The following is a 14548-nucleotide window of genomic DNA, read 5'->3' as shown; positions in this document are numbered from 1 at the left end:
GCTTATCAGTGACCACCTCGCAAAATTAAATAGATGCCCAGGAAGCAGGTCAGTCCCCCCAAGATGGACGACCAGATCGGGTGATAGCTCCGGTGAACCCGTCCTCCCACCGTTCGGAGCATATCCACATCAATCCAGGGGGTTGCTCCCCGCCGAAACCATCCTGTGACCACCACATCTTGAGGAATCAGGTCAGTGGGACGAATCGGTTGAGCTAATAGGTTCCCAGCCGGCCCCCAAACGGGAGTGCCGTGTAACTTGACTAATCCCGTCGCGGTTTGTAGCAGTAGGTCCTGATTGGCACCATTGTTCAAGCGGGTCTGCCGCCCTAACAATTTGCCTTCGAGCCGAATCGGTGACTGAGCAATCGGTAGGCTCTGAGGTTGGGTCAGCAAACTCACCAGGGAAGGAGGCTGAGTGGAGGAGCGCAGAGAGGGCGGGGGCAGTTCCGGAAACAAGGGGTTGACTCGAATAAAAGTTCCTAAACCAAAGCCGATCAGGGTTAAACCGACCAGCGTTGCTTGATCACTATAGAGCCAGGAAATCTCACTGATACTGAGACGATCGCCAATCCAGCCCACAATCCACAAGAGCGCTGCAATTCCTGCCCCAAAGAAGGCTCCAAAGAATGGCGCTCCTTGCAACCATAATGTGCGCCACTGTTGACCGGACAAGACCGTAGATTGTTTGACGGGAGTCAGTGAATCTTTGCCCCAATCCAGTTCGGGATCTAACCCCCAATGACGGGCATAGAGTGTGAGGAGATACAAGCGATCGCCGGTCGGGGGATGGGATTGACTGATCGATAGCCAGCTAGCAAAGGGATTGAGGCGATCCCACTGCATCACCGACTCTAGCCGCACATAGGGGTACAAACTACCTAACGGCAATGCCATCTGGTAACTCAAGGGAGACGCTAACTCAAACCCTTCCAGTAAATAGCTAGTCTGCTGCTGGTGCTGAATGGTTTTACTGGTTGCGATCGCCAGTTTCAGGAGTGCCCGGACATAGCCATTGGGATTCCCGGTCAGTTCGGCAGCTACGCGATCGCTGTAGTACACCCGCCGTCGGGACAACCATAGCCCGAACCAGCGAAGACACCAGTACACGCCGTAAGAGATGCCTGCTCCCAATCCCGCGAGGCTACGAATGATCGGAGTTTGACTGCGATCGCCGGACTCCGCCAGTACCCGATAGAGTGTATAGGGCAATTGCATCAAGGTCGTGATTAACGACATTAAGGGCACTGTCCAGTGGGCTAGATGCCCAACCTCCCCGGCATAGAGCGTCGCAATCTCATCATCGCTCAAGTGTTCCAGTAGTCCCTGACTGACCACAATCCGCGTCACCCAGGGCAGACAACCATAGCTAAAGATGATCGGTTCCTGAGCCGGTAGAATGCCTAGGGCAGGTAGGGGTAAATTGCGTTTGCGGCAGAAGCGGAACAACGATGCCGATGTCTCTGGACTATAGGAGCCCAGTTGACTGAGCGATAGCAGTCTCAAGCCATACAGAGCCGTTAATAAAGCATCTAATAGCCAACGAGAGGCAATCAATAGTATCCCCAGGAAAATGACGATCGACCAGACCGGTGGCTCCGACATTTCTCGCTGGAAGTAGAGATACGGCAGTTTAGTTAAGGTAATTGCCCAACCCGTAGTCACCCAATAAATCGACTGTTGCAATGCCAAAAATATGCCGATCGCCGTGATCACCTGGATCAGCACTAACCGCCAGATTTTGATCTTGCCCAGCGATTTCGCTAACTTTGCTCGCCCCGCCTGCCGCCAAACGGGTTGATAGAACGAGGGGGGAGCGTCGATCGCGTCCGGGGTCGGCTCTGGTTCAACCAGGGGCTGGCGAACCGCAGCAGACTGAGAGAAGCCCGCCGATCGCGGCGATTGCGTCACTGGCAGATCGATCGGTGGCAACGGTGTTTCAGCCATAGTCTCCGGAGTTTCTGGTACTTCAGGAGTAACTGGCGGCGGCGATGCTAACGGTACGAATCCGGTTAAGTCGGCACTCACTTCGGCGGCAGGAGGGGGCGGGGTTGCCTCTGGATCGAACGGCACAAATCCCGTTTGGTCAGCATTGACCGTCGGCACATCGGGGCGTGGATGATAGCTCGCGATCGTCACATCCGATAAATCCGATGGGGCATTGGTCTGTCGTTTACGGAGCTTAGCTAATGTTGTGGCGACCCATTCCCGCAATTTGGGGTTGGGGCTGGTTTGCAGCGACTGACACAATGCGGTTGCCTCGGTGAGCCGACCACTACGGGTGTAGGCAACCACCAATCCCATCTGTGCCTGTATTGTGAGGGGATGCTCTGCCGTAGTCGCTAATCCAGCTTCCAGCAACCGGATGGCAGTCGCATAATCTCCTTGCTTATAAGCAGCCAACCCCGCCTCCAGGGTGGCAGTTCGGTCAGCGTCCATTTCCGGTGACGACGACTCAGGAAAAGGCGGCATATGCAATTCTCCTGATTATGAGAACGATAGGTGTCAACCTGACGATCGTTTGACACCCTAGAAACCTTTCCAAGATACTTTAGGATGCCGTAGGTTCTCTCCCTGAAACTACGGGGGCGATCGTGTTCAGTTGTAACCCAGGGTGGTCTGCCTGTACCTGATGCAGGTTCCACTCATTGCGGAATAATAACACTGGACGATTCCAGCTATCCTTCACCGTTACGGTATTAAACAAGCGTCCAACTTTTTCTAAAGCGTCCCAACCGCCGACTACCCAGCGAGCCACGTTATAGGGCAAGAGTTCCAGGTTCGTTTCTACCCCATATTCATTTTGCAGCCGGAATTGCACTACTTCAAATTGCAGTTGTCCAACCGCCGCCAGAATCGGGTCGCGTTTGCCTTCATCAGCGGAATACATAATCTGTACTGCCCCCTCTTCCTGTAACTCAGACACCCCTTTACGGAAGGGTTTGAATTTGGACGGGTTAGGATTCTTCAAGTAGGCGAAGAGTTCCGGTGAGAAGCAAGGAATGCCTTCGTACTCCAATTTTTGCCCGACATAGATCGTATCCCCGATCGCAAACATACCTGGATTGTTCAAACCAATCACATCCCCCGGATAGGCGGCATCAATTACTTCTCGATCCTGGGCAAAGAGTTTTTGCGGACGAGATAGGCGCACTGTTTTCCCTGTCCGAGCATGGTTGACCACCATATCTTTCTCAAATTTCCCGGAGCAAACCCGCACAAACGCCACGCGATCGCGGTGTTTTGGATCCATGTTGGCTTGGAGCTTGAACACGAAGCCAGAAAACTCAGGATAGCTTGGCTCAATTACCCCCTGGGTACTGTCATGCACTCCCGGCTTCAGGGCGTAGTCCAAAAAGGCATTGAGGAACAGTTCTACCCCAAAGTTGGTCATGGCACTGCCGAAGAATACAGGGGTCATTTTGCCGTGATGCACCAGATCGAGGTCTAACTCAGATCCCAATTCCTCCAGCAACTCCAGGTCATCCTTGAACTGGTAGTACAGGTCTTGTTCCAGTAATTCTTCAATCCGGGGATCCCCCAGATCAATTACCGTATCTCTGGCTTCCCGCTGTCCGTGTTCACTGCGTTCAAATAAGTGGATTTGCCGCGATCGCCGATCGAAGACCCCTTTAAACCGATCACCCATGCCGATCGGCCAATTCACCGCATAGGTGTGGAGTCCCAACTCCTGCTCAATTTCATCCAGCAGTTCCAGGGGTTCCCGTCCGGGGCGATCGAGTTTGTTGACAAAGGTAAAAATTGGCAGTCCCCGCATCCGGCAGACTTCAAACAATTTGCGCGTCTGGGGTTCCAAGCCTTTTGCTGCATCAATCAACATCACCGCATTATCGGCGGCGGCAAGGGTGCGGTAGGTGTCCTCACTAAAATCCTGGTGTCCCGGTGTATCCAGCAAGTTGATCTGACACTGTTGATATTCAAACTGCAATACCGTGGAGGTGATGGAAATTCCCCGTTGTTGTTCCATTTCCATCCAGTCCGAGGTGGCATGACGTTGTGCCCGTCGGGCTTTCACAGCCCCCGCCTCATGGATCGCGCCTCCGTACAGCAGCAGTTTTTCGGTCAATGTCGTTTTCCCCGCGTCGGGGTGCGAAATAATCGCGAAATTGCGACGACGATCGACTTCAAGTTGCAGTTCAGTCAACAGATCACTGGACATACGGGATAGCGGTAAAGGACACGAACAGATCGGGAAAACTCCTTATCTATACTAAGCTAATCTACTACCTGCCCTGGAAACCTCCCCTTTTGTAGTACGGTTATTTCTTCCTTTAAGTCATGAGGGTTCGGAAGTCAATATGATAGCGTCATAATGAAGGCAAAAATGGCTAATCCAGCAAAGGAGAATGCTTCATGTATGACTCTGGTTCCTATGATCTCGACAAGCGCAAGCTCTTATCAGCACTGTGTCATGGTTCCATCTTCATTAGCCTGCTCGGAGTATCCGTTGGGATTCCCATTGCCATTCTGTTCGTATCCGAAGATCCGGTTGTGAAGGCAAATGCCAAGGAAGCGCTCAACTTTCACTTTAACGTCTGGCTTTACGGCATTATCTTTGGGGTACTGACGATCGTGCTGATTGGGTTTCCACTGTTAGCGATTCTGCAAGTGATCAACGTAGTGCTGCCCGTGTTCGCGATTCTGCACACCCTGTCAAAGCCCAACGATCCGTACCGCTACCCGTTTATCTTCCGGCTGTTGTAATCTACCTAGTTGCTTACAGACAGAATTCAGAGGGTCGCCGACTCAATTCCCCTGAATTCTGTCTGCCGCTATTTTAAATACAAAAGTGCCCCGTAGTTGGGGTGCTACAGGGCATTGAGGTACAGTTAAACGCTTGATTAATAGTGTGCCGAAGATTAACAGCTAGAGGCATCTACCCTGTGACGATTTCTTGATTGTCCTTGGAATCGAAGGATGGTAGCGGAGAGGAGCGTATCCGAAACTGAAACCGGCCCGCGATCGCTGACTCTAGCCCTTAAGCTGAAATGAAGACAAACCTCATGCACTAGCACAGGCAGCCAACGGCTGCTTTTTTATTACGTGGCAGTGTTTAACCAACTACTGCGATCCAATGCCATAGGGCGATCGCCGCATAGTAACCTTCATGGTTAAATACCCAGTACACCATCCAGCCGATCGCCAAGCCAATTAAAGAAGCCGTTGACAATAGCCAAAATGCCTGCCATTCATCTAACCCTAACGTTTGAATATCCAGCCTTGCCAGGGATTCAGCCGCCATAATCAACAGAATTTGAATAAATACGTGCAGCCAGAACAGCATCACAGCCGCCAGACTTGCCATCATGCAAATGGTTAAGAACGCCACAGTGTCCGATCGAAACCAGTGGGTAATGAACCGGGTAAAGCTGGTGAGCGGCGACATAAACAGAACAGACAATAGAAAAATCCAGCCAACGGTCATGATGATGCCCAATAGATTCCGTTGCACCGCGAGTTCGATCACGGCGAGGCAAGTGTAGTGATGTAAATCAGTTATTGGCTCTCGCAGAGCAATTATGCGTTCTAACAACGGACAGACCCATCCAAGTTGGCTGAGTCGGGGGGCACTGGGACTCGATAGATACCAGCCAAACACGGTGTATGAGATCAGCAGTAGGGTCAATGACTGCAAGGGATACTTTTTAGAGGCTGATGGTTGCATACGCCAGGGACTCCTGAAAATCAAGCCGTGTGAGTAGCAACCTCTATTTTGACCAGAAATGTCCCGGTTGGTACTCACGACCAACGGAAGGGGAACTCAACATCATCCCCAGCCCCAATTATTTTATGATAAAAGAAAAAATGAGATCGGGAAACCTGAACCCTAATCCTACAGATCAGAGTTCAGGCGCTTTTGGACCTAATCACGATTAAACCAAGCCGATCGTGCAAATTTTGTGCAATTCTGCCCATGCCACCAAAGACTTAATTAAAAGATCAAGATTCCTGTTGTTTAGCAAACCTATCTAAAGCTAGTTCAATTTTTATATCCAAACTAACGTGTATTCCAGATGACGTTAACTAAATTTAGTCCCTCATTCCGACTAACGGGATTGAGTATATCTAAATAATTAAACTTATATTATTTTTTATTATTCTCTCCGTGTTCCCATCCAGACTAGCAACGGGTTACCAGCGATCGACCTGCTAGGATTGCAGATGCAACAGTTTGTGAATCATGGGAACCTGAGGTTAGTCTACAGTGGACAGTGCAATAGGAACGGTGAGGATTTAGAGAACCATTGTCGAATGGCACTGACTTAAGGACACGCTTAACTCTGATCGCCCCCTTTTCTGGTATGCCCGTAGGGCTTTAAGCCCCCAACTTTGGGGGACTTTGAGGTTCGGCTCCCCCAGAATTGGGGGTTGGGGGGCGGTTCGGATTGTTATTTCAGTGACATTCAACCATTGTCCTCCTCCGATCACACTGTATCCTTCCCCCAATGACCGCCTTTGCCAATCGGCTTGAGCTATGGACAGCTTCGTTATTCCCAAAATTATTGCCCTGATTGTCAGTGTCACGGGTCTGCAAATTCGTGAACGCGATCAGGAATTACTCCAACGGAAGCTCCGCACTCGGATGCGAATGATTGGGGTCACGTCATTTGAAGAGTATTACCAACGCCTCCAGGCATCAGTAGCATTTTCGGACGATCGCATGGCTCAACCTCAAGCGATCTCCAGTGAGCAAGAGTGGCGTGAGTTATTGTGTTTATTGACCACGACTGAAAGTTACTTTTTTCGCGATAAGGGGCAGTTTTTGCTGTTAAAAGAACAGATATTGCCAGAAATTATTCGGACTAAACAACAATTAATTCATCAGCCATTCAAGAGCAGTTCAGCAACGCCAATTTCAGAAAAACCTGCTTTACGTGTGTGGAGTGCTGGATGTTCTACTGGGGAGGAAGCTTATTCGATCGCCATTCTGCTACAAGAATTAATTCCTAATTGGCAGGATTGGCATTTATTAGTATTGGGAACCGATATTAACCAGACTGCGATCGCGGCGGCTCAACGGGGATTTTATAGCCACTGGTCATTTCGCGATCCCGATCCATCCATCCGTAACCAGTATTTTCGGGAACATCGGGATGGTTGGGAAATTATGCCTAAACTTCGAGAGATTGTCAGTTTTCAATACGGTAATTTAGTCCAGGATTCAATTCCTAATATTACTCAAAGTCTCCATAATATAGATTTGATTGTCTGTCGCAATGTGTTTATTTACTTCGATCCTCACGCGATCGCGACAGTGCTAAAAAAATTCTATAACACTCTATTACCCCAGGGTTATTTAGTCACCGGACACACAGAACTATACGATCAGGATATTGATCAATTCCAGGTACGGGTATTTCCCCAGTCCGTTGCCTATCAAAAAGCTCAACCAGCTATCCCCCAACCCACCATTAGCCAACCTGACCCACTCAATCTGATTGCCCCTGTTCCCTCCTCGCCGGTTCTGTTACTCGAACAGCCACGCATCGATCACGCCGCCCCTTGCCATCCCGCTCCGTTAACCCATGGATGCGATCGCCTGACCAGTGTGACTGAAACCACCCCAACCAATTTAGCCACTATTTTCGCGCAGGCAGAACAGCTATTTGCCAATAAAGCCTATTTAGCCGCTTTAAAGATGGCAGAGCAGGTGATGGTCGTCGAACCCAATCATTTCCAGGCTCATTGTTTAACGGCTCAAGCCTATGCCAATTTAGGGGCATATTGTCAGGCAGAACAGGTCTGTCGTCAAGCGATTCAAATTAATCCATTAGCGATCGATCCCTACTACTTAATGGCTCAAATTGCGGAGGAAAAGGGAGATCTGGAAGGGGCAAAATTCATGCTCAAACGGATTATTTATCTTGACCCAGGTGCAGTTGATGCTTATTTAGAATTAGGCAGTTTGTATGAGCGAGAAAGGAATTCCGATCGGGCACGCAAAGTATGGGCTTCCGTGTTAGATGTGATTCAGCGACTTGATACCAATGCCTTCATTAATCGCAATCAGACCCTGACAGTGAGCGAAGTCCGTCAGCATGTTGAACGGTTAATTAACCAATAAACTCTCATTGGAGCCGGATCGCCTGACTGGTTTTATTGGAACTTTTGCTACATCCTATGAATTTTTGTCGCTTTTAGAGCGCCTGGGAATGGGTAGGGAAAACTGCAAATAGAGACCCTTTAGCAATCCACTTCAGTGGGTGAACGTATGTCGCCCCAACCCTATTTAATTTTTCAGTCCAACCATTCGCGCTACGGCATTGCCGCGTTGGCTGTGCAAGAAGTGTTTTTCCTTCCTGCTCTGAAAGCGATCGCTGAAGCTCCGGCTGACGTGGTTGGCGTATTAAATTTGCGCGGTGAAATCTTACCGGTTATGGACTTCAATCGCCGCCTGGGATATGCGCCCCAACCCTACCATCTCAGCGATAGCGTGATTGTGATCAAGTACCAAGATTTCCACCTGGGCATGATTGTGAATCAGATCAACGAAGTGCAAATGCTGGATATCACAGAAGCCAACTTAGATCTGACCTACGGACGGAAAACTGCCCCCTTAACCCAGCGATTTATTCAACAGGTACTCAATGTTGGTAACGATATTATTACCGTGTTGGACACAGAGCAACTGGTGCGCTACTCCGATCAAACTGTCATCTCTGAAGCGTACCAGGTTGATCCTATGCAGGGATTTGCCCCCGATGCAACCGCCCAGGAACAACTGATCTTTCAACAACGGGCAGAGAACCTGATTACTCAATCGACTACAGAAGATGCGACGGATTTGTTGCCCCTGGCGGTCGTGGGATTGCAAGGTGAATATTTTAGTTTGGGTCTGGAGGTTGTCCACGAGTTTACGGATGTCCAGAAGATCACGCCGATTCCCTGCTGCCCACCTCACATTGTCGGCAATATCAATCTCAGAGGCGAAATTTTGACGCTAGTTGATATTAGTCAGGTATTGAATTTACCCACCAATCAAATTGGCATTAGACCCAAGGCGATCGTGGTTCATTTAGATCATGTGGTGGTTGGCATCACTGTAGATGAAGTTTTGGATGTGGTGTATGTCCACCCGACCACAATTAAACCTGTGCCAGCCGCCGTCTCAGCTACTCACGATGAATATCTCCAGGGAATTGTGCCATTCCAAGAAAACATCATGAGTATCCTGGATTTATCCAAAATTTTATCTAAGGGAAATTTAATTGTTGATGAAGAGGCTTAACGGCAAATGTGCCGATCTGGATAAAAATCAGACCGTTGAGAACCATGAGTGTAGAGTTCTATGAAGACAAATTTTAAGCTCAGTCGTGTTGTCCAGCCAGGATTCAGTTCGGTATTTATCGTGATCGTGGTAGTAGGCATCGTTTCCAAATTCGCCAACGATCGCTGAATTGAGGCGAACCAGTGGGTAGCCCATACCGACAACATAGAAGCTGATTTACTTTATGTTCACTAATTTATGAGATTAGACCTCACTACTAGTACCAGGTCTGTTAACAAGGGGAGAAGATAACATTATGTCTAGTCGAACTCAAGCTTGGAAACTACGGTATTGGATTATCTTAGGCTATTGCATTCCGATCGCGCTGACGGCTCTATCCTCTGTTGTTGTATTCTCTTCTGTCCAGATCGTCAAAGAGAAATCAGTTGAGTTACAACACTCTAGCAAGGTGAACCAAAAGATCAATGATCTAAAAACAGATGTGCAGATCCGTTCCAGATCAATGCGTGGATACTTGCTTCAGAAAGCACTGGGTTCGGCAGAAACCTACAGAGAGACAAAATTGCGTCTCGGAGAAACCATACAAAAGCTGGATAACATCATTCGAGATCCGCAACAAAAGCGAAATTTACAGCAATTTTTGCCATTGCTCCAAGATATCCAAACGCTAGATCAGGAACTATTCGCTCTGGTTGATCAAGGTAAACCAGCCCAGGCAAGAGAGTACTGGAAAAGCATTAATGAACGTGAACGCATGATCGCTATATCCAGAGTTCTGGATGACATGGTTAACCGAGAAACTGAGATTGTTCATACCGCAGAAATCGCTGGACAGCAGGCATTAGAAAACCTATTAGTCACCATTTTGACAACTACTGGATTATCGATCGGGATTGCGATCGGTTTAGGTACCTGGATTATTCGTAAGATTGTGCAGCAAATTAACCAGTCTGCCACCGCCATTTCCAGTTCCACCAATGAAATCGCGGTCAGTGTAGAACAACAGGAACGTACAGCCAATCAACAGGCTGTCTCCGTGAATCAAACCACAACGACGATGGATGAACTGGGGGCATCATCCCGGCAATCGGCTGAACAAGCAGAAGCGGCGGCAACCGGAGCCCGTCAGGCACTCACCTTAGCGGATGTGGGCAATAATGCAGTGGCGCGATCGATTGATGGTATGGCAACGTTAAAGAACAAAGTTGGGGCGATCGCGGCACAAATTTTGCGCTTAAGTGAACAGACCAGCCAGATTGGCAGTATTTCGGGCTTAGTCAGTGATTTAGCCAATCAGACCAATATGCTGGCACTGAATGCGGCAGTCGAAGCGGTACGAGCCGGAGAACATGGTAAAGGCTTTTCTGTGGTTGCCAGTGAAATCCGCAAATTAGCCGACCAAAGCAAAAAATCGGCGGAGAAAATTAACCTCCTGGTTGCGGATATCCAAACCGCCATTAATTCCACGGTGATGGTAACAGATGAGGGCACAAAGACGGTGGAAGAAGGAGTGAAAATCGCCCAACAAACGGCGGAATCCTTCTCTGGCGTAACGGACGCAGTCAATAATGTCGTTCTGAATAGCCAACAGATTTCTCTGAATGTGAAACAACAAGCGATCGCTATTCAACAGGTGGTTGATGCGATGAATGCACTCAATATCGCGGCGCGAGAAACCGCTAATGGAATGGGTCAAGTCCGAATTGGGACGCAACAGTTGAATGAAACCGCCGCTAATCTAAAGGCGAGTGTATAACACATGGGCTTAAATGCATGGCAAGAGGATAGGAGCAATGAGAATTGATGATGAAGAACTGCGTGAAATTTTCAAAGTCGCTAGTGAAGAGCATTGGCAAAACCTGGATCAAGGCTTGCTCCATTTGGAAAAGTATCCTGCTGATCAAGCTACGCTAGAAGCATTGATGCGGGAAACCCATTCCCTCAAAGGGGATGCCAATATGCTGGGGTTAAAGGACTTAGGGACATTAGCTCACCAAATGGAGCATATTTTAGGCAGGATTAAACGGGGAGAGGAGACGTTTTCTGCCCAGTTGGGCGATCGCCTCAGTCATGGTTTGGTCGCGATTCGTAAACTGATTGACGAAGCGGTTACTGGAGAATCAGCAGGCGTAAATGCCTTTTATGTGCTGGCAGAGTTGATGGGGGCAGGTGGGAGTTCGGTTGAGCCGGTATCGTCTGAAGATGGGGGAGGTAGGGAAGATGGGGGGGAGGCAACGATCGCGGCGATCGGGAGACAGCCGGAGGTGATGGCGGAAGTTACCGGAGTCGGATCAGAAGTAGGGTTAGAACCGATTGCTGTGGCTACGAATGGTCAGTCGGTGGCGGCGATCGTTGAGTCTGCTCCGGAGGATCTCGTCACGCTGAGGCAAATGGATACTCCAGCAACGACACTCACTTTTATCGCTCAACCCTCTGTGGAGTCTATTGCACCATCAAAAACTCCAACGACAACTTCAACGACAACGACAACGGATTACCATATTGAAACGATTCGAGTTCCCACTCGCAGTTTGGATGAGTTGATGACTCAAGCTGGGGAACTGACCGTCAATAAGATTCGGATTGCTCATCGGCTCGGAGAAGTAGAAGCGATCGCGAATTTGTGGGAAGAACGCAGTCGGGATTTACTCCGACATCAATATAATGAAACTCATTTAGAACAATTTAGTACCTTAATTCATCAATTACGGCGATCGCTGGCGGATGATACCGCGCGGTTAGAGCAGATCAGCACCAACCTGGAAGAGGAAATTCGTACATTACGGCTATTGCCTCTGGCGACCCTATTTAATTTGTTTCCTCGGTTAGTCCGGGATTTGGCACGACAGGAAGAAAAACAAATTGAATTAGTCATTGCCGGTGGAGAAACGAAAGCGGACAAACGAATTTTGGAGGAGATGCGCGATCCGCTGATGCATATCCTCCGGAATGCGGTTGATCACGGGATTGAACCGCCCCAGGAACGGCAACGCCAGGGTAAACCGAGCACTGCCACAATTCAGCTACGTGGCTATCAAACTCCTACCCATGTTGTGATTGAGGTGAGTGATGATGGACGGGGATTAGACCTGGAGAAAATTAAACAAACCGCCCTTAAACGGGGAATTTGCAGCGAAGAAGATTTAGCGACAATGTCTACCAGCCAAATCCAGACGTTAATTTTTGCCCCCGGATTTTCTACCCGCACGTTAGTAACGGAAGTCTCAGGGCGGGGCGTGGGTCTGGATGTGGTGCAAACCCATGTCGATCGCTTAAAGGGGGCGATTCAGGTGGAATCACTGCCCGGTCAGGGGTGTACGATTCGTTTGCAACTGAGTATGACGCTGGCGACGGCTCATGTCCTAATTGTGTCGGTTGGCGGGGAATCCTACGCTATTCCCGTGGAGGCGGTCGAAACGGCTTGCCTGGTTCAAACAGATAGCATTTTCACGATCGAAGGTCGGGATACCATTCTGCATGATGATCAACCGGTTTCAGTGGTTCATCTCGCTGAGATTTTGGAGTTACCTCCTCCACCTCTGCCCAAACTCGGCAATTCACCAACTACATTTGCCTGCTTAATTCTCAAGGCGGGACTGAAAGTTGGCAGCCAGTCGGTGCAAGAGAATGCCAATACTCGATTAGGGGTATTTGTGGATGCGTTAGTGGATGAACAGGATGTAGTCTTGAAACCGCAGAGCCAATTACTCAAGCGGGTACGAAATATTTCTGGAGCAACCATTTTGGGGACGGGACGGGTTTGCATGGTCTTGAACCCGATCGATTTGTTTAAGTCTATGCGTCGCCTGTACCAGGGACATCCGACTAGAGCTTCGTTCCAAGCCGTTGAATCCACTCGCAAACTGGCGGTTTTGTTGGTGGAAGATTCGATCGCCACCCGTACTCAGGAAAAACGCATTTTGGAATCGGCGGGATATGAGGTGGTGACTGCCGTGGATGGCTTAGATGGCTTGAATAAACTGCAATCACGATCGTTTAATGCCGTCATTTCAGATGTGCAAATGCCCAATTTAAGTGGTTTAGAATTAACCGCCCAGATTCGCCAACATCGGGAATATAACGAGCTACCGATTATTTTAGTGACAACACTGGCGAGCGAAGATGATAAACGCCGAGGTGCAGAAGTTGGTGCCAATGCCTATATCACGAAAAGTAGTTTCAATCAGGAGGTGCTGCTTGAAACCTTACGACGTTTGATTTAAGCGGGAAGAGGAAATTTCAATTTACAAATAAGGATGTGCTATGGATGTCAATGAATTAATTAAGCGTTATCAAGCTGGAGAGCGAGATTTTTCTGGGGTGAATCTAGTTGGAGCTAATTTAAGTGGAGCTAATCTAGCGGATATTAATCTGACCGAAGCCTCCCTGGGTTCTGCTAATTTAAGTCGAGCCAACCTGACGAATGCCAATCTTAACCATGCCTTTCTCTACAGTGCCGACCTCAGCTATGCCAAATTAGGAAATACAAGCTTAAACAATGTTGATCTAACTAAAGCAAATCTATCGGGCTGTTTTTTAGTCAACGCTGATCTAACCGAGGCTAAGATTAGTGGTGCGACTCTGAAAGGGGTAAATTTGCGACAGGCAAATCTCAGCCGCGTCAATCTATGTGGAGCCAATTTAAGTGACATTAACTTACGATCGGCAAATCTGACTGATACCAACCTCAGTTGGACTAATTTAACCGGAGCCAGGCTCAGTGGAGCCAATTTGTCTGGGGCAAAATTGTTGGGAACTAAATTAAACCGCGCCTTTCTCAATGGGGTTGATCTGAGTGGAATGGATCTGGATGGAGCCGATTTAAGTGAAGCCAAACTGAGTGGAGTTAACTTTACTCAAGCAAACCTAGCGGTAGCCAATTTAAGTGATTCCTACCTGAGAGTCGCCTTACTCATCCAGGCGAATTTACATGCTGCCAACCTCAGTCAAGCCTCGTTGATTCGAGCCGACCTGACCGGAGCTGACCTGAGCAAAAGCTTTTTAGAACAGGCAGACTTAACGGAAGCAAACCTGCAAGGAGCCAATCTCAATGGTGCTAAACTCTATCATGCCAAGTTAATTGGAGCTTGCTTGAAAAATGCTTATTTATGGGCAGCTAAATTGGAACGGAGCAACTTGGAACGCGCCAATTTAGCGGGAGCAAAACTGCAAGGAGCCAACTTAGCTGGAGCCAGCTTAATCGATGCCGCGTATGACGCAGAGACAAAGTTTCCCACTGAGTTAAAGCCAGTCACTTCATCGGTTCAGTTCGCTCGCAATTAAATCTTTGTAGGAAAGA

General features: G+C 48.7%; 9 protein-coding genes. 6 read left to right on the top strand and 3 right to left on the bottom strand.

Going from position 1 to position 14548, the window contains the following annotated elements:
• Nucleotides 1-5: 5 nt before the first annotated feature.
• Nucleotides 6-2471 carry a zinc metalloprotease HtpX gene (locus ACN4EK_RS22695; RefSeq protein WP_431660583.1) on the bottom strand — a complete coding sequence of 822 codons (2466 nt, stop codon included), beginning with the start codon at nt 2469-2471 and terminating at the stop codon, nt 6-8.
• Between the two features lie 79 nt (nt 2472-2550).
• Nucleotides 2551-4179, bottom strand: a complete 1629-nt coding sequence (gene prfC, locus ACN4EK_RS22690; RefSeq protein ID WP_431660582.1) for a peptide chain release factor 3 — start codon at nt 4177-4179, stop codon at nt 2551-2553.
• Nucleotides 4180-4373: 194 nt separating this feature from the next.
• On the opposite strand from prfC, the gene ACN4EK_RS22685 reads away from it, so the two are divergent.
• Complete coding sequence (locus ACN4EK_RS22685) at nt 4374-4724, top strand: DUF4870 domain-containing protein (protein ID WP_431660581.1); 351 nt, start codon at nt 4374-4376, stop codon at nt 4722-4724.
• Nucleotides 4725-5073: 349 nt separating this feature from the next.
• On the opposite strand, the gene ACN4EK_RS22680 is transcribed toward ACN4EK_RS22685, so the two are convergent.
• The gene (locus tag ACN4EK_RS22680; RefSeq protein ID WP_431660580.1) at nt 5074-5685 is read right to left on the bottom strand and encodes a hypothetical protein; all 612 of its coding nucleotides are present in this window, start codon (nt 5683-5685) and stop codon (nt 5074-5076) included.
• 810 nt (nt 5686-6495) lie between these two features.
• Here ACN4EK_RS22680 and ACN4EK_RS22675 point away from each other — a divergent pair.
• The 5 genes from ACN4EK_RS22675 to ACN4EK_RS22655 all read left to right on the top strand — a co-directional run bounded on the left by ACN4EK_RS22675 (nt 6496) and on the right by ACN4EK_RS22655 (nt 14532).
• Nucleotides 6496-8085 (top strand): CheR family methyltransferase, encoded by a 1590-nt coding sequence (locus tag ACN4EK_RS22675; protein ID WP_431660579.1) that lies wholly within the window; start codon nt 6496-6498, stop codon nt 8083-8085.
• A 147-nt stretch (nt 8086-8232) separates the two neighbouring features.
• Nucleotides 8233-9249: a chemotaxis protein CheW gene (locus ACN4EK_RS22670; protein ID WP_431660578.1), complete on the top strand. Its 1017-nt coding sequence runs from the start codon at nt 8233-8235 to the stop codon at nt 9247-9249.
• Nucleotides 9250-9544: 295 nt separating this feature from the next.
• Nucleotides 9545-11005, top strand: a complete 1461-nt coding sequence (locus ACN4EK_RS22665; RefSeq protein WP_431660577.1) for a methyl-accepting chemotaxis protein — start codon at nt 9545-9547, stop codon at nt 11003-11005.
• A 37-nt stretch (nt 11006-11042) separates the two neighbouring features.
• On the top strand, nt 11043-13472 hold the full coding sequence (locus ACN4EK_RS22660) for a hybrid sensor histidine kinase/response regulator (RefSeq protein ID WP_431660576.1): 2430 nt from the start codon (nt 11043-11045) through the stop codon (nt 13470-13472).
• A 40-nt stretch (nt 13473-13512) separates the two neighbouring features.
• Nucleotides 13513-14532, top strand: a complete 1020-nt coding sequence (locus ACN4EK_RS22655; RefSeq protein WP_431660575.1) for a pentapeptide repeat-containing protein — start codon at nt 13513-13515, stop codon at nt 14530-14532.
• The last annotated feature ends 16 nt before the right edge of the window (nt 14533-14548 follow it).

The organism is Pantanalinema rosaneae CENA516 (assembly GCF_050753385.1).
In the GTDB taxonomy this organism is placed as follows: Bacteria; Cyanobacteriota; Cyanobacteriia; order Leptolyngbyales; family Leptolyngbyaceae; genus Pantanalinema; species Pantanalinema rosaneae.
This window is presented reverse-complemented; position numbering and strand designations above follow the sequence as displayed.